A 20,196-nucleotide genomic window follows, 5' to 3' on the forward strand; every position below is an offset into this window, starting at 1 on the left:
TCGGAGAAGGTGATCTGATCCATGGCAGCACTGAACCCTATGCAGTTGACGATGTTCGTATTATCGCTGAAGGCAGAGACTTTTTCAGAGCCTCCTTAATTTTGCACGGGTAGGTGTGCCCGTGAAGCTGGTAGTCGGCCACTAGGGACGCCAGCACGCTCTCGATATGCTGGTGCGCCTGTTGTTCAGCTGCCGTTTGATCGGTGGCGATGAGCGTGTGGCACAGCGCAAACTCATTGCCATCCAGGCGGGCAGCGACCACTTGCTTGCCAGTATGCTGCTGTAGGCGGCTGCCCAGCTGTCGTAACAGTTCGTCGCCGATATCTTGGCCCATGCTGTCGTTAAGCACTTTGAAGCGGTTGATATCCAGGAGGGCTAGCACCGAGTAGCGGCCCTTTTGTCGGGTATCTTCAAGGTGTGTCGTCAAGTACTCCTGAAGGGCCAAGCGATTGGGTAAGCCGGTGAGCATATCGTGGTAAGCCAGATAGCGAATCCGCTGCTGCGCGTTTTGCTCGTCGGTGCGGTCGCTAAGCAGGGCCACGTAATCCCTATCTTTGCTATGGGCATAGTTCACGCGGCTGATGCTGAGCCATGCCGGATACTCATCGCCATTGGAGCGCAGAGCGGTGACCATACCGCTCCATTCCCCTTGCGATACCAGCGCACGGTGAATGGCAGGCGTGAGCGCCTGGCTATCTTTAGCGTAAGGCACTTGAGTGATATCCGTACCGATGAGCTGGGTGTGAGTCATCCCCGTTAATTGCTCAAAGGCGTTATTACACAGCCGGATGCGCGCTCCATCATCAAATAGCACCACGCCATCCTGCAGGGCGGCAATCACTTCCAGCAGACGCCGTTGAGTCATATGGCCGTGGCGCTCGCTGTCTTCCAGGCGGCGCTGGATTTTAATCGCCAGCACCGTCAGCAGCGCGGCAAAAACGGCCGCCCCGCTGATCACAAAAATAAGCCAGTGGGAGGCCTCTATGTGGGCGTGATCGGCGGCATCGCTCATGGGCACGAACCAGGCAGCCTGCATGGCCACGTAGTGCATGCCGCTGACGGCGAGCGAGATACACAGCGCAGAGACAAAGGCGTATCGCTGATAGTGCGCTTTGCCATTTTCCATGCGGCATAAGCGGTAAGCATAGGCACTGAGAACGCCCAGCCCAACGGCAACGACCAGCGAGGCTAGGAGCAGATCCAGTGCGTAGTAGAGCGTTGCCGGCATACGCATGGCGGCCATGCCGCTATAGTGCATCACGCCAATACCCAGCCCTAAGCTGATACCTGCAAGGATCAGAGTGCGGTGCCTTAACTGCTCTCGGCAGAGCAGCGTCATGGCTACAAGGCTGCCTAAAATAGCGGGCAGTATTGAAAGCAGCGTGAGTAGATGGCTATGGCTGACATGAAAGTCCAACTGATAGGCGTGCATGCCGACAAAGTGCATGCTCCAGACGCCAGCGCCCATCACGCTGGCGCCCGCGGTGAGCCACGTTCTGCGCCAGAGCGACGACGAGGTGCTACTGACCAAGCGAATAATTTCTAAGCTGGCGTAAGACGCGGCCAGGGCAACTAGCCAGGATAAAATGACCAGGGGAACATCGTGCTTTCCTTGCAAAGCACTCAGCGCCTGCGGGTCCAGTAACAGGTTGGGCAGTATCATTAATAAATCGCTGTGTAGCAGTGGCATGCACACACTACTTTATAATGTTTGTTAAATCCTTTCTCTGATAATCAAATTTGCGCTTAAACGCTAGAGGCTGGCGAGGGCGTCTGGTGTATCGATATCGAGCAGAATGCCTGCGTCGTTGATGTCATACGTATGGTAGTGGGATGAGTGGCGTTGAATCAGCGACTTAGCGCCCGTTTCGCCCCGCAAATGCTCGAGTTCCGGCCAAAAAGCGCGACCAAACAGCACCGGGTGGCCGGGCTGCCCGTCGTAGCGCGGCCGCCAGATGGTGTTGAAGGTGGCCTGCTGCTGCAGTGCCCGCAGCGTTGCGGGTTGAATACGCGGCATATCGCCTAGCAGTACCGCCACCGCCTCGCTGTCGTTCAAGCGGCGGTCACCGCCTAGCGCCGTTACCGCTTCAGCCAAACTTGCGCCCAGCCCCAGGTGCGCCTGACGTAGCCGGATCAGCGGCGTGCTGGCAGCCAAGCCAAGCTGAAACGCGTCGTCCTCCTCACGAATCGCGATCCGTACCTGGCTAAACGCCTGCGCGGTGCGCGCAACGGTAGTGGCCAACAGCGTTCTGCCATCGGCAAGACGCTCCTGGCGCTTATCGGCCTCGCCATAGCGCCGCGAGTAGCCTGCCGCCATCACTAGCGCGACGACGTGGTTAGCACGCATGGCGATTAAAGCTCATCGACGGCCTTACCGTGCTGCACCCGTACGATATCCGCCATCACTGCAAGGGCGATTTCCGCCGGGGTTTTACTGCCCAGCGCTAGGCCAATGGGCATATGCAGGCGCTTCACCTGCGCTTGGGTGAGCCCACCGGAGCGTATCAGCCGCTCGGCTCGGGCGGTGGAGGTGCGTTGAGAGCCCATCACGCCAATGTAGAACGCAGGGGTACGTACGGCTTCCATCATGGCCAAGTCATCGATGCGCGGGTCGTGGGTGAGCGCCACCACTGCCGTTGCCCCGTGGCAAGCGCCGGAGGCGATGTATTGGGACGGCAGCTGTGTCTTAACCAACGCGCCGGGCACGGAGAGCTGTGCGCAGGCGGTGGCGTCCGGGTCGCATACGATCACCTCGAAACCGAGCGTGACGGCAAAGGCCGCGCAAGGGGCGGTAATGGCGGAGATACCCGCAATAATCAGCCGCCTGGCGGGGGCAACGCGCAGGTAGATGCGCTCGGATTCACCCTGAATCCGCTCCCGGTAAACCCGCGGGCCAAGCGAGGCATCCTCGTGAAAGCCAACGCGCCCGCTGGGGAGGTCGACATGGCGCACCAGCGGCTGCTGGCCGTCTAGCGTCGCCAGCAGCGTGGTGAGGTGCGCTTCGGTGGCTTGGGTGGCGGGCAGGCGCTCAATCAGTACTTCTAGGATACCGCCGCAGGGCAGCGTCACGTTAGCGCCTTGAACGTCGTCCGGGTCGCCGTAGCGGATGACCGTCACCGGGCGCTCAAACGCCCCCTCTTTGACGCGCTGGAGAAAGTCCTCCTCTATACAGCCCCCGGACAGCGAACCAATGGCCTCTCCTGCTTCGTTCACTGCCATCCAGGAGCCCGGCTCGCGAGGAGAGGAGCCAAAGGTCGCCAGCACCGTGCAGAGCCAAAAAGGGCGGCCCTGCTGGCACCACGCCAGGGCGTGTTCAATCACCTGTCGATCCAAGTGTTGCATCAATGTCGCGTCCTTTCGTGAGTCACCCTGCCCGCTTAGCGCGGGTCGCTGCGCTAAGCTTAGCGCAGCCGCTTGGCACGCGTCAGGTCGCTGCCGCCGATTTATGTCTATGCTGAAGGGGCGAGACCGTCGATAAGCAACAGCAATGAGCAGGGAAGGCACCGATTTATGAACGCTTCAAATAGCGCTGAACAGCGCCGCGATCAGGCACCGCAAGAAGTGCCGCGCTCAACCGTGACGCTGGTGGTGAATGGCACCCAGCACACCTTAACGCTCGATAACCGCACCACGCTGCTGGATACCCTGCGGGAACATCTAGCGCTCACCGGCTCCAAAAAAGGCTGTGACCACGGCCAGTGTGGCGCCTGCACCGTGTCGGTGAATGGCGAACGCATCAACGCGTGTCTCACCCTGGCAGTGATGCACGAAGGTGACGAGATTACCACCATCGAAGGCCTGGGCACGGTAGAGCAGCTAGACCCCATGCAGCAGGCGTTCGTGGATAACGATGCCTTTCAATGCGGCTACTGCACGCCGGGGCAGATCTGTTCGGCCAACGCCGTACTGCAGGAGATCGCCGCCAATATTCCCAGCCATGTCACGGCGGATCTCACCGCGCCTATCGAGATCACCGATGCCGAGATTCGCGAGCGGATGTCGGGCAACCTCTGCCGCTGCGGCGCTTACGCCAACATCCTCAAGGCCATTACCCAGGTTGCCAAGGAGCGCGCATGAGAGCCTTTTCCTACGAGCGGGCGGCTAGCCCCGCCGAAGCAGCGGCCCGCGCGGCCGAGGTGCCGGGCGCGAAATTCATTGCTGGCGGCACCAACCTGCTGGATTTAATGAAGCACGAGATTGAAACTCCGCTGCACCTAATTGACGTGCGCGGCACCGGTTTAAACGACATTACCGCCACAGAAGAGGGTGGCCTGCGGGTAGGGGCGATGGTCAGCAACAGCACCCTGGCGGCCGACCCACGCGTGCGCGAAGCGTATGGCGTGTTGAGCCGGGCGTTAGTGGCCGGAGCATCTGGCCAGCTGCGCAACAAAGCCACCACCGGCGGCAACCTGCTGCAGCGCACGCGCTGCCCCTACTTTTATGACACCGCTATGCCCTGCAATAAGCGCTCACCGGGCGCTGGCTGCGCGGCGCTGGGAAAAGGCGCGACCACTCGGCAGCTCGGCGTGATTGGTACCTCTGATACATGCATTGCCACGCACCCCTCAGATATGGCGGTGGCGCTGCAAGCGCTAGATGCCCGCGTGGAAACCATCACCCCCGAGGGTGAGACCCGCAGCCTGACACTGGATGCGTTCTACCAGCTGCCCGGCGATACCCCCGAGGTGGAAAACACCCTGACCAAGGGCGAAATGATTACCGGGGTGGTGCTGCCCGCGCCGGTGGAAGGGCGCCATGCTTACTTCAAGGTGCGCGACCGCTCTTCGTACGCCTTTGCGCTGGTCTCAGTGGCGCTGATTCACGCGCCGGACGGCACGGGGCGCGTGGCGCTGGGCGGTATGGCCCCCCGGCCCTGGCGGCGCGATGCGGCGGATGCCGCGCTGCCCCAAGGCGCAGCCGCAGTGATGGCTGAGCTGCTGGATGGTGCCCGCCCGACCGAAGAGAACGCCTACAAGCTGACCCTGGCAGAGCGAACGCTCGCCGCGCTGCTGGCCGAGGAGTAACCGATGGATTTCAATCAATCGACTGACGATAACCTGTTCGACCGCGCCCGTATTGTCGGCAAGCCCCATGCGCGCATCGATGGCGCGCTCAAAGTGACCGGCCAAGCCCCCTACGCCTACGAGCGCCATGACGTGGCGGCCCACCAGTTAGTGGGCTACCCGCTATGTGCCACCATCGCCAAAGGGCGCATTACCCACATGGATGCCACGGCCGCCCGCGCCGCGCCAGGGGTAGCGGCGGTGGTCACCACCCTAGATATAGAACCGCTGGCTCAAGCCAAAAGCAACGTGGCGCGCCTGTTTGGTGGCGATACGGTTGCCCACTACCATCAAGCCATTGCCGTGGTGGTGGCCGACACTTTAGAGCAGGCGAGAAGTGCCGCCGCGCTGATTGAAGTGCGCTACCAAGAAGAGCAAGGCGTGTTTGATTTAGACGCCGCCTGGGAGCAGCAAACACCCGACGAGCCGCTCTCTGATGTGGGCGATGTGGATGCGGCCTTTAAAAACGCAGCGGTAACGCTGGATGAGGTCTACCGCACGGCCTCCCAAAGCCACGCCATGATGGAGCCTCACGCCTCCATCGTGGATTGGTCGGATGGCGGGAAAATGACGGTCTGGACCTCCAACCAGATGATTGCCTGGACCCGCAAAGCGCTGGCCAAGACCTTCGCTATCGACTCCGATGCCATTCGTCTAGAGAGCCCCTACGTGGGCGGCGGCTTTGGCGGCAAGCTCTGGCTGCGGGCAGATACCGTGCTGGCTGCCCTGGGTTCGCGGGCGTCCGGGCGGCCGGTTAAGCTCGCGCTACCGCGCCCGCTGGTGTTCAACAACGCCACCCACCGCTCCGGCACTGTTCAGCGCCTGCGCATTGCCGCCGATGCCGAGGGCAGGATTACCGCCTTCGACCACTCGGCGTTCTCCCATACGCTGCCCGGCGGCAGTGGCGAGAATCCGGTCAACCAAACCCGCGCCTTTTACGCCGGGGCAAGCCGCCGCGTGGCCCACACGGCTATCGAGATGGACCTGCCTGAGTCGGCGGATATGCGCGCCCCCGGCGAAGCCTCTGGGCTTGCCGCATTAGAAATTGCCATGGACGAAATGGCCGAGAAGCTGGGCATGGACCCGGTGGAATTTCGCATCCTCAATGACACCCAGGTCGACCCGGAAGACCCCACCAAGCCGTTTAGCGACCGCCACTACGTAGAGTGCCTGCAAAAAGGGGCTGCTGATTTTGGTTGGGAGGCGCGCAACCGCACCCCAGGCAGCCAGCGGGAAGGGCAGTGGCTGATCGGCCACGGCGTGGCAGGGGCTTATCGCGGCGCGCCCACCATGGATTCCGGCGCTCGAGTGCGTTTGCAGGCTGGGCGTTTGGTGGTGGAAACCGATATGACCGATATCGGCACCGGCTCGTACACGATTATTGCCCAAACCGCCGCGGAAGCCATGGGGTTGACGCTAGAGGACGTGGAGGTACGGCTGGGCAACAGCGACTACCCGGTCTCGTCGGGTTCCGGCGGGCAGTTCGGTGCCGCCAGCGCGACCGCCGGTGTTTACGCGGCTTGCCTGAAGCTACAAGAGGAGATTGCCCAGCGCCTTGGTATGAAATCGCCGCGGTTTGAACAGGGCCGGGTGATCGCAGGCACCACCGAGGTAGCGCTTGCGGAGGTGGCCGACGGGGAAGAGCTGGTGGCAGAAGACACCATCCACTTTGGCGACTTCAAAGACACGCTGCAGATCGGCACCTTCGCCGCGCACTTTGTTGAAGTAGCCGTACACGCCCATACTGGCGAAATCCGCGTGCGCCGTATGCTGGCGGTGTGTGACGCGGGACGGATTCTCAACCCGGTCACGGCGCGCAGCCAGGGGATTGGGGGGATGACCATGGGCGTGGGCAGTGCCTTGATGGAGGGACTCACCCCCGATGTGGAGCGCGGCTTTTTCGTCAACCACGACCTCGCCAGTTACGAGGTGGCGGTGCATGCGGACATTCCCGAGCAGGAGGTGATTTTTTTGGATACCACCGACGCCGCCTCGACGCCGCTTAAAGCCAAGGGTGTGGGGGAGCTGGGTATCTGCGGCGTGGCGGCGGCCGTGGCAAACGCGATCTATAACGCCACCGGTATTCGCGTACGCGACTACCCGATGACGCTGGATCGACTGATTGACCAGCTCCCCAAAGTGAGTTGAGCGCGTTAAGGCGTGAACGACGGCGCTGTTCGGCCGCCTAGGGTTTATCCGGCAGCGCATAGCTAGCGGTGACATGCACCACGGGGCGCGTGTCATCGCTGGCGGAGAAAATCTGCACTTCGCCCACCGCCAGGCGGCGGCCCAGCTTGATCAGCTTGGCGTGGGCAATAATGTCGTGGTCGCCGGAGGCTGCGCGTAAAAAGTGGCAGTTTAAATCGCTGGTCACGGCCATCGCTTCGGGGCCAATTTGGGCCAGTATCGCCACGTACAGAGCTACATCCGCAAAGCCCATCATGGTGGGGCCTGACACGCGGGGGCCAGGGCGCAGGTGCTCATGGCCAATGCTTAGGCGCATGGTAGCGCACATCTCTCCAACGCTCTCTATCTTGCCCATTCGCTGGGGAAAGACCTCATCCAGGAAGTGCTCAATCTGCTCGGCGGTCATCACGGTCATTGTTGTTATTCCTCGCTATTTTTCTTATAGGCACGGGCCTGATGCTGCAGGCAGGTCGTAGAAAGGGGGCTACCAGCAGCGCCACTTTGCTTTGACGTCAACGTAAGCCAGCATAAATAAAAAAGCCCCAAGGCGCGAGCCTTGGGGCTGGGGGCCATTAAGCGATGAGGCTTATTTGGCTTTGTGTACCTGACGCCATGCGTGCAGGAGCGGCTCGGTGTAGCCAGACGGCTGTACGCGGCCCTTGAATACTAGGTCAGAGGCGGCTTTGAACGCGGTAGAGCCTTCAAAGTCGGCGCTCATGGCGGTGTACGTGGGGTCGCCAGCGTTCTGCTCATCAACCACTTTCGCCATGCGCTTGAGGGTTTCCTCAACGCGGGGCGCATCGACGATGCCATGATGCAGCCAGTTGGCAATGTGCTGGCTGGAGATACGCAGCGTGGCGCGGTCTTCCATTAGGCCAACGTTGTGAATATCCGGCACTTTCGAGCAGCCGACGCCGTGTTCCACCCAGCGCACCACGTAACCCAGAATGCCCTGGCAGTTGTTATCCAGCTCTTGCTGAATCTCTTCCTCTGACCAGTTGGCGTTTTCCGCCACCGGCACGCTCAGCAGGTCGTCCAGGAAGTCCGGCTCGCCCTGGGCTTCCAGCTCGCGCTGAACGTCGGCCACGTTTACCTGATGGTAGTGCAGGGCGTGCAGGGCAGCAGCGGTGGGGGAAGGTACCCACGCAGTGTTGGCACCGGCTTTCGGGTGGCCAATCTTCTGCTCCAGCATGTTGTGCATCAGGTCTGGCATGGCCCACATGCCTTTACCAATCTGGGCGCGGCCGCGCAGGCCACAGGCCAAACCGACCTGCACGTTGTTTTTCTCGTAGGCAGTGATCCACGCGGCGCTCTTCATATCGCCTTTGCGAACCATCGGGCCTGCTTCCATGGCGGTGTGCATCTCATCGCCGGTACGATCCAGGAAGCCGGTGTTGATGAAGACTACGCGTGAGGTCGCTTCGGCAATACATGCCTTGAGGTTCACCGTGGTGCGACGCTCTTCGTCCATGATGCCCATTTTCAGGGTGTCACGGCTCATGCCTAGGATGTCTTCGACGCGGCCAAATAGCTCGTTGGCGAAGGCGACTTCTTTAGGGCCGTGCATCTTCGGCTTCACGATATACACCGAGCCTGCGCGGGAGTTGCGCGGTTGGTCGGCGTCTTTCTTCAGGTCGTGCAGGGCCAGCAGCGAGGTGACCACCGCGTCCAGAATGCCTTCCGGCAGCTCGTTGCCGTTTTCGTCCAGCACCGCAGGCGTGGTCATCAGGTGGCCCACGTTGCGCACGAACATCAGCGAACGACCCGGCAGTGTGACGGTGTTGCCGTCAGTGGTTTGCCAAGTGCGGTCGGCGTGCAGCTTACGGGTGAAGGTTTTGCCGCCTTTTTCGATGTTCTCTTCCAGGTCGCCCTTCATCAGGCCGAGCCAGTTGCTGTACACACCGACTTTATCTTCAGAATCCACCGCCGCAACGGAGTCTTCGCAGTCCATGATGGCGGTCAGCGCGGCTTCAACCACGACGTCTTTGACGTGCGCCGGATCTGTCTTGCCGATCGAATGGTTAGCATCGATCTGGATTTCCAGATGCAGACCGTTGTTGGCCAGCAGAATCGATTCGGGGGCGGAAGCATCACCGTTAAAACCAATCAGCTTACCGGAGTCTTTTAGACCGGTTTCACGGCCGCCTTCCAGACTGACGACCAAGTGGCCGTCGCGGATGGTGTACTTAACGGCATCCCGGTGAGAGCCAGTGGCCAGCGGGGCGGCACGGTCCAGCACGCCACGGGCGTAAGCGATGACTTTTTCGCCGCGTTTCGGGTTGAAGCTGGTGCCTTTTTCCGCGCCGTCCTCTTCGGAGATGGCGTCGGTGCCGTACAGCGCATCGTACAGGCTGCCCCAACGAGCGTTGGCCGCGTTCAGGGCGTAGCGGGCGTTACTCACCGGTACCACCAGCTGCGGGCCTGCTTGCGTGGCGACTTCGCGGTCAACATTGGCCGTGGTGGCTTTCACGCTATTCGGCGCGTCTACCAAGTAACCCGCTTCTTTCAGGAAGCTGCGGTAGGCGGGCATGTCGCTGACCGGGCCGGGGTTTTCACGGTGCCAAGCGTCCAGCTTCTCTTGCAGCGTGTCGCGCTCTTCGAGCAGCTGGCGGTTTTTCGGGGTCAAATCGTGAAACAGAGCATCGACACCGGCCCAGAAGGCGCTTTCGTCGACGCCGGTGCCCGGCAGAGCCTGCTCGTTGATGAAACGATCTAGGTCGGCTGCCACCTGTAAACGGTGACGCGTGATACGCTCGCTCATGGGGTTCTCCTGTGAAGGTGCCCGTGGTTGGTTTGACTGCCACGGTCAGGGTAAAATTTGAATTATGGAAAATACTTCCACATCTGCGTTGGCATGTAAACAGCCTAGACCCTAAAGCGGTAAAATGCTCGACCAAATGATAAGAGCGGGCGCCACCGCCGCTGTTATTTGTGCTGTTAATCAGCCCATGGAAGTGTGGTGTTCACGGAGAGACGTTAATGCATAATTTCCAACACTTGGAAGGTCTGTTTCGGCAGGCGCAAGGTGAGTCGTCGCTCTCCCGCTTAACCCCGGGCGATGCGCTAACGGAAGCTGTGCATGACTACTTTCGCCACTACGGCTTAGAGACGCTGCTCAACGACACCAGCGAAGTGCACGCCGGGTTTATTGATACTGGGCGGTTCGCGCTGTGGTGCCAAGTGTGGAGCCCGCCTGCGCCCACCGGCACTGCCTTTGTTATTCATGGCTACTTTGACCACTTGGGCCTTTACCGCCACCTCCTTAACTGCCTGCTGGCCAAAGGCTGGCGCGTGGTACTGTGGGATTTGCCTGGTCACGGGCTTTCCAGCGGCCCCCGGGCGGAAATTGAAGACTTCGACGACTACCAGCACTGCTTGGCGCACCTGCAAGAGACGCTGCAAACCCTAAGCATGGCACCGAAGCCGTGGCTGGGCGTGGGCCAAAGCACCGGCGCGGCGATTCTCGCCACCGACGCGCTCACCCGCCGCGATACCGCCGGCTGGGCAGGCATTGTGCTGCTGGCACCGCTAGTACGCCCCTGGCGCTGGAGCCAGGCCAGCTGGCTGCATTTAATCGCCAGCCCCTTTGTTAAAGAGTTGCCGCGCAAGTATCGCCCCAACTCCACCGACGAGCAGTTCACCGCCTTTCTACGCGACCAAGACCCGCTACAGCCAGAGCGCTTGAGCGTGGCCTGGATCACCGCCATGCGCCGTTGGATGCCGCGCCTACTGGCGCGAGAGCCTAACCCGTTGCCCACGCTGATTCTGCAGGGCGAGCAGGATCTCACCGTGGATTGGGAGTGGAACCTTGCCATTTTGGCGAATAAATTTCCCAATGCAGAGATTCACCGCCACCCGGAAGCGCGTCACCACTTGGTGAATGAAGCAGAGCCGATTCGCCAAGTGTTGTTTGAAGCGCTCGATCACTTTGTCGAGAACGTGCATTAAGCTCCCTTCAATAGCCGATCCAACTGCCGGTAGCCGATGGCTTCGATAAAGTGCGGCTGGGAGGGTTTGGGCTCGCCCTGCAGGTCGGCCAGGGTGAGGGCAACGCGCAGCACGCGGTGGTAGGCGCGGGCGGAGAGCTTGAGCTTTTCCAGCACGCCTGCCAGCCAGGCGCGCTCTTCATCATTGAGGGCGCAGGCGGCTTCCAGCGCTTTACCGCTGAGCTGGCTGTTGAGCGCGCCCCGGGTCATTTGCCGCTCCCGAGCCGCCATCACCCGCTCGCGCACCGCGCTGGAGGGTTCGCCCTGAGTTTGTGCGGTGAGCTGCTCTGGTGGCAGCGCGGGCACTTCCACTTGCAGGTCAATACGATCCAGCAGTGGGCCAGAGAGCCGTGCCTGATAGCGCTGAATTTGGCTGGCGCTGCACTGGCAGCGCTGGCGCGGGTCGCCCAGGTGCCCGCAGGGGCAGGGGTTCATCGCAGCAACGAGCTGAAATTGAGCGGGATAACGGCGCTCATGGCTGGCGCGAGACAGGTGAATTTCGCCTGTTTCTAGGGGTTGCCGAAGGACCTCCAGTACGTTGCGGGAAAACTCCGGCAGCTCATCCAAAAACAGCACGCCGTGGTGCGCTAGCGAGATTTCACCCGGTTTGGGTTTTGAGCCGCTGTCATTTTCAGCAATTGATGCGACCCTCAGGGCGTAATATCGGGCTATTATGGTAGTCTGTACAGGATTGAGTGCGACAGAATTAATAGCAATTGATGCGACAGGCCTTGTTTTATTCAACATTTGGTGCGACTACCCATGCCACTGCCTACATCCGTTCGTAAAATCGGCCCTACCCGACGAAGTGTGTCTGGCTACTATGCCTTTCGCGGGGAGGAGTCTATTGCGTTCGAGTCGACGCTCGAACGTGATTTCCTCATCAAGGCTGACTTTGATGTGAGCGTCCTTGGTGTGATTTCCCAGCCGTGCGAGATCCCGTTTCATCATCCCGTGACCGGTAGGCGCTACACCTACACACCTGACTATTTGGTTTATTACCGTCTCGGTAACCGTCATTACAGGGATTACCCAAAACCTCTCCTGGTGGAGGTCAAACCACGGGAAAAGTGGCAAGCACATTGGCGTAAATGGTCGCCTAAATGGAAGGCGGCGATGCGGCATGCCAGCAACGAGGGTTGGTCGTTTAGCATTCATGACGAGAGCCGCATTCGTGATAAGACCCTGGACAACATCACCTTCTTGGCGCGCTACAAACGAATGGTGTTTCCCTCGGTTGAAAGCCAGGCAGTGCTCAACACGGTGAGGGCGATGGGAGTGGCGACCTTGGATTACCTGCTGTCTCGGCATTTCATGGGCGACATTTATCGGGCAGAGGGGATTTCACACTTATGGCACCTGCTGGCGACTCGGCAGCTAGATTGCGATATGGCTCAATCCTTTGGCCCTCTATCAGAGGTGTGGATACCCGATTATGAATAATCCTCGTGACAACACAGCTGAACCAAGTAACGGCGTCGCCCAAACACGCCAACACTTGCAGATCACGGTGGGTGAGCAGGTTCAGAAAGATGACACCGTTTACCGAATTTCTCAGGTGCTCGACTTTGAGACGGTCATTGGTATTGCCGTTGAGTCCGGGCGTAGTTGTCCGCTTCGCATCAGTGAATTAACGCCTTTCCATAGCGGGCCGGGCCCCCTTGAGCAGGATATGTCTGAGATTGGGGATGCCGATTGGCGGGAGGCTGAGCATCGCCTTTCCATCATTAAGCCCTTGGTGGATCGCCATACCGTAGGGCGAGATGCAGCGGAAGAGCGTGCTAAACAAACGGGCGTGGATACGGCCACGATCTACCGTTGGTTGAAGCGATACAAGGCGACGGGCTCGGTGCTTGCTTTGATTCCTCAAAAGCCAGGATGGAAGAAAGGTAAGTCGCGTATCCCTGCGCATGCCGAGGCGGTCATTCAGGAAGTCATCAAAGACGTGTACCTCACGCTGCAGCGTCCTTCCGCACAAAAAGCGGTACAGGAAGTGATGCGGCGTTGCCATGAACGGCGCATTGACCCGCCGAGCCCTGGTACCGTTCGTGCTCGTCTGCGGGATATTCCAGAGCGTGACCGGTTGCGTGGCCATGGCTTTAGAGACAAAGCCATTAACAAGTTCCAGCCAGCGGCCGGGAAGTTTCCCAATGCGGACTATCCGCTAGCGGTCATGCAGATTGACCACACGCCTGCCGATATTATTTTGGTGGATGACGTGCATCGCAAACCGATTGGTCGTCCATGGATAACGTTAGCCATGGACGTGTGCACTCGCGTAGTCACGGGCTATTACTTATCGTTCGACCCACCCTCTGAAACATCCGTCGGCATGTGTGTGGCTCAATCAATGCTGCCTAAAGATGAATGGTTGCTGCTGCATAACGTGGAGGCTGAGTGGCCGGTATGGGGCACTCCCGCCACGATTCATGTCGATAACGGCCCAGATTTTCGCTCAGAGACGTTTCGGCGCTCATGCCTAGCCTATGGGATCAACCTTGAATTTCGGCCTGTTAAGCAGCCTCGTTACGGTGGCCATATCGAGCGGTTGTTGGGCTCTCTTCTCAAGGAGATCCATAACCTGCCTGGGACGACCTTTTCCTCCATTAAAGAGAAAGAGGGGTACGATCCTGAGAAACATGCGGCCATGACGAAAAGCGAGTTTGAAGAGTGGCTGGTGACGTTGATTTGTAAGGTTTACCACCAGCGTCTTCATTCTGGTATTGGTATGTCACCGATGCGGAAATGGGAAATCGGTGTGTTTGGCAATGCTGACGTGCAGGGAGTGGGCTTAGCACCACGGCCTGCTGATAGACTTTCTGTGCTGCTCGATTTTTTGCCTTGCTTTCAGCGCACGATCCAGACTTTTGGTGTGACCATCGATGGCATGAACTATTACGATGAGGCGCTCAGGCCATGGATCAATGCCAAAGATCCAGACACGCCGAACAAGAAACGCACCTTTGTGTTTCGACGTGACCCTCGTGACATTAGCGTCATTTGGTTCAAAGACCCGGAGCTCGGGCAGTATTTTCGTGTGCCCTTTGCCAATCTCGCTCTCCCCTCAATGAGTGTTTGGGAGCATACCCAGGCCAAAGCGCGCCTTCGCCAGGAAGGCAGGAGTTCGGTCAATGAGTCTGAAATCCTACGCGCTATTAGTGAACTGCGAGCCCATGTGGAGGAGTCGCAAGCACGTACCAAGCGAAGTCGCCGTCAGGCCCAACGACGTAAAGAGCATGAGAAAAAGGTGACGCCTGCTGATCCCCTTTTACATGCGCCCTCAACCGCGGCCCCCAAAGAGTCACCCGCTCAGGCAGACGGTCTCTTATCGGGTGATATCGATGTGAACTGGGACATATCATGAGCACACACCTTCATCCTGATCTTCGTTATGTCTTGGGACTGTCCGCTAAAGAGCGAATGGAGTTTATGGATCAACCGCGATGGTTGGGGTATCCATTGGCCAATCGTGTCATCGAGGTCATGCGTGGGCTGATGGAGAAGCCGAGTCGCCCTCGTATGCCTAACCTTTTGCTCGTGGGTGACTCCAACAACGGAAAAACCACCATCGTTCAACGGTTTCGTAAGCAGTACGGTGAGGGCTACGTGAATGAAGACGTAGAACCGGTGAAACCCGTGATCGTCACTCAAGCACCACCGAGTGCCGATGAGAAAAGTCTGTATATCGCAGTGCTAGAGAGCTTTTGGGCTCCCTATCGGCCTTCAGACCCGGTACCCAAGCTGCGCTACCAGGTGATTCATCAACTGCGGGCTTGCCATACCCGCTTATTGATCATTGATGAGTTCCACTCATTGTTAACCGGTGGAGCCGTCAAGCAGCGGGAAACGATGAATGCTATTAAGCTCCTATGCAATGAGTTGATGATTCCCATCGTGGGTGTGGGTACGCAGGATGCTGTGCGTGTGCTGCATTCAGACCCGCAGCATGCGAGTCGCTTTGATGTTGTTGCATTGCCGAAGTGGGAGCTCAATCAGGAGTTTCAGAAGCTGCTTGCTGGCTTTGAGAAGATCTTACCGCTCCAACACCCTTCCCAACTGCATGAGCCACAATTGGCGACTCAGCTCCACGCGATTTCTGGCGGTAATCTGGGTGACTTGCACCGACTGCTGGTTGAGTGTGCGAATGCCGCTATTGTGTCTGGAGCTGAGCGCATCGATGAGAAAATTATTCAGAGTAAATCGTGGGTGCGACCTACCCGTGGCATTAGGGAAGTGATGTTGTAATGTCTTGGGCGCTGAGTGTGTCCCTGCTGCCTGGGGAGTCCCTTTCATCATGGCTCGTTCGGGCGGCATTGCGACAGGGGTGTGATCCTTTGTCGCTCACCGGCGCTATTTGGCCATCGTGGCGTGTATGGACGAGGGACATTGATCGGGAAATCCCCCTCGCAAGAATGCGCCCATTGGTGAATGCCTCGGGGAATGCTCCCGCCAAGTTTCAAAAGGCGGGGATGCGGGACGACTGTGAGAAAGTGGCCGGTTACTCATTACCGGAAACGCGGACTTGGCCCTGGTTGTTGGCTCTTGGTAGCCGAAATCGACTACGCCATGGAGGACAGCAGGTATGCACGTTATGCTTGGCAGAGGACTCCACCCCTTACTTACGCCGACACTGGCGATTCGCTTGGCACATTGGGTGCGGCTTTCATGAAGTGCAACTGATAGATGAGTGCCCGGTATGCAAGGCCCCTATAGAGCCTCATCGTCTGTCAGCGGAAGATCAACATTTAGCTCAATGCAGCCGGTGTCATGAGGATTTTAGAAAGGCAGTATGCACGTCGCCTTTACCTGAAGCGTTCCTTTTCCAAGTGCTGGCTGATCGTGTTTTACAAGGGGAGAGAGCAGCATTTGGGAACACCTCTATCGCACTCGCGGATTGGTTTTCAATGGCGAGCTTCTTGGTTGGCGTTATGCGGCGTGCAAGTCGACGGCCTACGTCATCCCTCGCGGAAGCGCTTCTGTCATTAGGTGTTCCCGTCGTGAATAGCCGAATGCCGATATCTGGATTGGCGTTTGAGCTGTTGCCTATCAGCGAGCGGAGTGCTTTATTGACGGCGGTTGAGCGCTTCATGGATATCGGTATTGAGGAGGCGTTCAGTGCGTTGGTCGCATTCAATGTGAAAACGAGCGCGCTCTTTGATCCTCGAAAGCTACCTCCCGTTGTCCTGTTACCGATGCTATCACGATTATCTCATCATCCTCATGGGCCACATCGCCGCCGCGTTCAACCCGATCATCGCCCAGCGTCGGAGCGAGCTGTTAGAGCCTCTTGGGCACGTTTGAAACGCAGAATGAAAGCGGAGTCATTCTTTTGAATCAACACCCAATGGTCGGCTGCGATGAGTGTGGCCGGGAGGTTCCCAAATTGTGGCGACGCCACAAAGGCCATGGTTACTGCTCAACCTGCTATGCCCGAGTGTTTAAGCGGCGGATGTGCCCACGGTGTGGTGAGTTTGCCCGTCTGCCTAAGCACGACCTAGAAGCCGTCTGTCGCCAATGTGAGGTCGACAAACCGTGTGCACGATGTGGCAAAGCCAGTTCAGACTACACCATCGGTAAGGTCACTCCCTACGGCCCTGTCTGTAACGCCTGCGCTCCCTATTTTAGAGAGCCGGAACCCTGTGAGGGGTGTGGGAAGGCGTCTCAACGTCTTACCCGAGTGACGCGTATGGGGCATGATCATCGCTTATGTCCAAGTTGTGCGACGGCAGACCACGGTACTTGCTCTGCGTGTCGTCGGCATCGTTTATTGGTGGTGGCACCCGACGGAAATGCACTGTGCAAGGCCTGTTGTGAGCAAGGGGAAATTGCTTGTCCATCGTGTGACCATCCTATGCCAGCAGGTCGAGGCGATGTCTGTGAGCCTTGCTACTGGACACGAACATGCCGCAAGCGGACCTCCATTGGTCAAGCCGGTCTCACCACCAAAGCGTTACGTGAGGCATTTGGGGAGTTTGGTGAATGGATGATTCGCACCACAGGTCCGCATAAAGCTGCCCTGAAGATCAACCACTTCTGGTCGTTCTTTCTTGAGCTCGACCAGACGTGGTCACGGATACCGAGCTATGTGGAGCTGCTCCATCACTTCGGGGCGGAGGGGTTGCGGCGTGTGAGGCTCCCTATGAGATGGTTGCATGAAGAAAAAGGGGTGAAGCCGGATCATCAAGCAAAACGAATCGACTCCGAGAAGCGGCGTATTCAGGAGTGCCTCAGGACTATGCCGCCCGCTTCTTTATCAGAAAAGGCGCTGCAGGCCTACTGGCAGCAATTGGAAGTCCGAAGAGCAGCAGGAAAAACGTCTCACACTTCAGTACGACTTGCTCTAAGGCCGGCAGCCGCATTGTTACTTCATACTGATCGAATGGGAAAGAGGCTACCCAATCAGGGAGATGTGGACAGTTACTTGAGCGCAGTGCCTGGACAGGCGGCCTCGGTAACAGGCTTTACCAATTTTCTGAATCGCCTTTATGCCACCACACTGACCCCTAGAGTGGATAAAAAAAGAGCAAGAAAACAGCGAAAAGAGCAGTTGGCTCGCACTATGACGAAAATGGCGAAGTGCACTGAACAAAGTGAGGAGTGGAGGGAGCGTTGGATTGTCACTGCGATGGAATATTTTCATGGTAAAAAAGTATCGAAAAGAACGCTACGTCAGCAGACAATAGAGCTTTCAGGAGATGGGGTGCGGTTACACATGGAAGGCGCAACTTATTGGCTACCTATTACATGAGTGCTGAAAGACATCACAAATACTGGTGACACTCTGAGTTTTCTGTACTGTTCCTGATCGTTAGATGCGCCATGACAAAACTACTCCGGCCTTTCGATCAGAGCAGTTTGGTGAGATTTGAGTGGCGTCCATCTCACGCTTACCTCTAGCCCACTAAACTCACGGTTGGCCAGAGTAAGAATGGCTCGTTGGCGTTGGACTAATTCCGAAACAATCGATAACCCCAATCCGCTGCCAGTGATGCCTTGGCCAGAAGCGCGCCTAAAGCGTTCAGTGACTTTATCTAACATATATTCGGGCAGCCCAGGGCCAGTGTCTCTCACGATCAGTTGAGGCGCTCCTTCCCAAAGTGCCAGCTCCACTTCTACATGCCCCCCTTGCGGCGTGTAGCGCAAGGCGTTATCCAGTAGGTTACGAAAGAGAATGCCTAATTCGACTTCATCGGCGCTAACATTAAGCCGGGTTAACCCTTTTAGCTTCAAGTGCTGACCTCTTTCTTCAGCGATTGGCCACATCTCGGCGACTAATTCAGCAATAATTGGATAAAGATCAATAGTCGTTGGCGGTGTTGCGGCAACCTGATCCAAGCGAGCCAAAATAAGCAATTGTTCCACCACACGCTGCAGCCGCTCCACCCCAACATAAGCCTTTTGTAGTGATTGCTGTTCGCCTGCCTGCGCGTTGTCAAGATGAATTCTCAGGGCTGCCAGAGGCGTGCGTAGCTCATGAGCCGCATCGGCTGTAAAGCGTCGCTCTCGTTCTAACGTTTCTTTTAGTCGGGCAATAAAGTCGTTGAGAGATTGACGTAAACCATTAAGCTCTTGAGGAACAGGATTATCGATTTTGCTTAGGTCGCGAGCGGAGCGGCCTTGTACCTGACTGGAAAGCGCTTGGATGGGCGCAACCCCTTTCCGGATAATACGGTTCATCAGCCAAAGAAGGAGTGGAAGCAAAAAAAGCATCGGCAATAAATTGTTCCAGGTGATACGTTCCACTACTTCATCATGAAAAGAACCTCTCAGCCCCATGCTAATCCAGGTATCGCTGGCAAAATCGAACATACTGAAAACCCGCCAACGATGACCATTGTAGCTTTCCCAGCGAAACCCCTCTTCCAAAGGCTTGGGAAAGGGCCCAGCATCATTCCATTTGCTTCCTAATAACTTAGGTGAGCCATCAGCATTCCAAAAGCCCAGTACTAATTTAAGTTCTTCTTCGTGGTAAAGCTTGGAACCTGAGTCAGAGCTGTTCACGGGCACAGCAATACCGTCGCGATACAGCTGTGCCGGATGCTGAGGCAGCCCCATGCGCGAAGCAAGGCGAGCATAGTCGTCAACCGTTGCACTTGGATCGAGTTGGCCAGCCACAATCCGGCTATGCAGACTTAACTGAGTATCGAGAATCTCTTCTAGCTCGTGATTTGTAATTAAGTAAGCTGCGGTCACCGCCATGCCGCCTGTAACAGTCAGGGCAATTGCTAGCGTGCGCAGTAGATAACGCCGTATTGATGTCATTGCACTGTGCTGTCCAATCGGTAGCCAATCCCGCGTACGTTAACGATCAAGTGCTTAGCAAGTTTTTTACGAAGATGATGGATATGAACCTCCAACGCATTTGAGTCTACTTCGCCATCCCAACCATATAGTAAATTTTCTAAACGGGGACGAGATAGCACCCGGTCGGGGTGTCTAGCTAGCTCTAAAAGTAGGGCATACTCGCGTCGGCCCAATTTAACGTCTTTGCCTCGCCAGCTCACGGCATGAAGTACCTCATCAATAGTCAGCGCCCCCAGTGCCAATATCTGCGAGGTACGTCCCTCAGAACGTCTCATTACGACACGCAAGCGGGCAAGTAGCTCCTGTAAATTGAAAGGCTTGAGCACATAGTCATCCGCCCCCGCATCTAAACCACCAATACGGTCTTCGACCGCATCGCGGGCCGTCAAAATCAGAATAGGCAAAGTGGATTGCCGGCGAAGTAACTTCAGTACCTGCATGCCGTCCATATCGGGCAGCCCGAGATCCAAGATAAGCACACTGAAGGTCTCGTTGCCGATAGCGCTGATTGCCTCGCGGCCCAGCATGAACCAATCGACTGTATACCCCTCGCGCTCTAGAGCCGTTTTAATGCCATCCCCAAGCAAGGGATCATCTTCTACTAGTAGTGCTCGCATACTGCTCCCTCAATCGACAAGCTGTCATTTTAGCCATCA

Annotated in this window: 16 protein-coding genes and 1 pseudogene; 9 read left to right on the plus strand and 8 right to left on the minus strand. The window is 57.7% G+C overall.

Features of this window, described 5'->3' with window-relative positions; translation table 11 throughout:
- Window positions 1–37 precede the first annotated feature (37 nt).
- The 3 genes from ACIGG6_RS17500 to ACIGG6_RS17510 form a co-directional block, all read right to left on the minus strand.
- Window positions 38–1,690, minus strand: coding sequence for an MHYT domain-containing protein (locus ACIGG6_RS17500; RefSeq protein ID WP_399846319.1), 1,653 nt, complete (start codon window positions 1,688–1,690; stop codon window positions 38–40).
- 63 nt (window positions 1,691–1,753) lie between these two features.
- A complete protein-coding gene (locus ACIGG6_RS17505; RefSeq protein WP_399846321.1) occupies window positions 1,754–2,347 on the minus strand; it encodes a nucleotidyltransferase family protein in 594 nt (197 codons plus the stop codon).
- 5 nt (window positions 2,348–2,352) lie between these two features.
- Window positions 2,353–3,342 carry an XdhC family protein gene (locus ACIGG6_RS17510; RefSeq protein WP_399846323.1) on the minus strand — a complete coding sequence of 330 codons (990 nt, stop codon included), beginning with the start codon at window positions 3,340–3,342 and terminating at the stop codon, window positions 2,353–2,355.
- Between the two features lie 168 nt (window positions 3,343–3,510).
- Here ACIGG6_RS17510 and ACIGG6_RS17515 point away from each other — a divergent pair, with 168 nt between their 5' ends.
- The 3 genes from ACIGG6_RS17515 to paoC are packed head-to-tail and all read left to right on the plus strand — an operon-like array spanning window position 3,511 to window position 7,211.
- Complete coding sequence (locus ACIGG6_RS17515) at window positions 3,511–4,077, plus strand: 2Fe-2S iron-sulfur cluster-binding protein (protein WP_159343518.1); 567 nt, start codon at window positions 3,511–3,513, stop codon at window positions 4,075–4,077.
- On the plus strand, window positions 4,074–5,024 hold the full coding sequence (locus ACIGG6_RS17520) for an FAD binding domain-containing protein (RefSeq protein WP_399846325.1): 951 nt from the start codon (window positions 4,074–4,076) through the stop codon (window positions 5,022–5,024). Before ACIGG6_RS17515 ends, ACIGG6_RS17520 begins: the two co-directional genes overlap by 4 nt.
- Before the next feature lie 3 nt (window positions 5,025–5,027).
- A complete protein-coding gene (gene paoC / locus ACIGG6_RS17525) occupies window positions 5,028–7,211 on the plus strand; it encodes an aldehyde oxidoreductase molybdenum-binding subunit PaoC (RefSeq protein WP_399846327.1) in 2,184 nt (727 codons plus the stop codon).
- Window positions 7,212–7,248: 37 nt separating this feature from the next.
- Here the strand turns inward: paoC and ACIGG6_RS17530 are convergent, their stop codons facing one another.
- Together ACIGG6_RS17530 and ACIGG6_RS17535 are read right to left on the minus strand one after the other, a co-directional pair.
- Complete coding sequence (locus ACIGG6_RS17530; protein WP_399846328.1) at window positions 7,249–7,665, minus strand: PaaI family thioesterase; 417 nt, start codon at window positions 7,663–7,665, stop codon at window positions 7,249–7,251.
- Between the two features lie 171 nt (window positions 7,666–7,836).
- On the minus strand, window positions 7,837–10,011 hold the full coding sequence (locus ACIGG6_RS17535; RefSeq protein WP_399846330.1) for a malate synthase G: 2,175 nt from the start codon (window positions 10,009–10,011) through the stop codon (window positions 7,837–7,839).
- 218 nt (window positions 10,012–10,229) lie between these two features.
- Here ACIGG6_RS17535 and ACIGG6_RS17540 point away from each other — a divergent pair, with 218 nt between their 5' ends.
- Entirely contained in the window at window positions 10,230–11,198 is a 969-nt protein-coding gene (locus ACIGG6_RS17540; protein ID WP_253504112.1) for an alpha/beta hydrolase, read from the plus strand.
- On the opposite strand, the pseudogene ACIGG6_RS17545 reads toward ACIGG6_RS17540, so the two are convergent.
- Window positions 11,195–11,857, minus strand: a pseudogene (locus tag ACIGG6_RS17545) (ATP-binding protein); the annotation flags it as partial. The gene ACIGG6_RS17540 and the pseudogene ACIGG6_RS17545 sit on opposite strands and share 4 nt — an antisense overlap.
- A 141-nt stretch (window positions 11,858–11,998) precedes the next feature.
- Between ACIGG6_RS17545 and ACIGG6_RS17550 the strand changes: the two are divergent.
- The 5 genes from ACIGG6_RS17550 to ACIGG6_RS17570 all read left to right on the plus strand — a co-directional run bounded on the left by ACIGG6_RS17550 (window position 11,999) and on the right by ACIGG6_RS17570 (window position 17,984).
- Complete coding sequence (locus ACIGG6_RS17550; RefSeq protein ID WP_281997904.1) at window positions 11,999–12,679, plus strand: TnsA endonuclease N-terminal domain-containing protein; 681 nt, start codon at window positions 11,999–12,001, stop codon at window positions 12,677–12,679.
- Window positions 12,672–14,600 carry a Mu transposase C-terminal domain-containing protein gene (locus tag ACIGG6_RS17555; protein ID WP_281997903.1) on the plus strand — a complete coding sequence of 643 codons (1,929 nt, stop codon included), beginning with the start codon at window positions 12,672–12,674 and terminating at the stop codon, window positions 14,598–14,600. Before ACIGG6_RS17550 ends, ACIGG6_RS17555 begins: the two co-directional genes overlap by 8 nt.
- Window positions 14,597–15,481, plus strand: coding sequence for a TniB family NTP-binding protein (locus tag ACIGG6_RS17560; RefSeq protein ID WP_281997902.1), 885 nt, complete (start codon window positions 14,597–14,599; stop codon window positions 15,479–15,481). The genes ACIGG6_RS17555 and ACIGG6_RS17560 overlap by 4 nt, the downstream gene beginning before the upstream one ends.
- Window positions 15,481–16,569, plus strand: coding sequence for a TniQ family protein (locus ACIGG6_RS17565; protein WP_399846334.1), 1,089 nt, complete (start codon window positions 15,481–15,483; stop codon window positions 16,567–16,569). The genes ACIGG6_RS17560 and ACIGG6_RS17565 overlap by 1 nt, the downstream gene beginning before the upstream one ends.
- A 650-nt stretch (window positions 16,570–17,219) precedes the next feature.
- On the plus strand, window positions 17,220–17,984 hold the full coding sequence (locus ACIGG6_RS17570) for a hypothetical protein (RefSeq protein ID WP_281997901.1): 765 nt from the start codon (window positions 17,220–17,222) through the stop codon (window positions 17,982–17,984).
- Between the two features lie 80 nt (window positions 17,985–18,064).
- Here ACIGG6_RS17570 and ACIGG6_RS17575 read toward each other — a convergent pair whose 3' ends face one another.
- Together ACIGG6_RS17575 and ACIGG6_RS17580 are read right to left on the minus strand one after the other, a co-directional pair.
- Window positions 18,065–19,498, minus strand: a complete 1,434-nt coding sequence (locus tag ACIGG6_RS17575) for an ATP-binding protein (protein ID WP_399846337.1) — start codon at window positions 19,496–19,498, stop codon at window positions 18,065–18,067.
- On the minus strand, window positions 19,495–20,157 hold the full coding sequence (locus ACIGG6_RS17580) for a response regulator (RefSeq protein WP_058579755.1): 663 nt from the start codon (window positions 20,155–20,157) through the stop codon (window positions 19,495–19,497). Before ACIGG6_RS17580 ends, ACIGG6_RS17575 begins: the two co-directional genes overlap by 4 nt.
- Window positions 20,158–20,196: the final 39 nt, after the last annotated feature.

The organism is Vreelandella lionensis, assembly GCF_044543515.1.
Classification (GTDB): Bacteria; Pseudomonadota; Gammaproteobacteria; order Pseudomonadales; family Halomonadaceae; genus Vreelandella; species Vreelandella lionensis.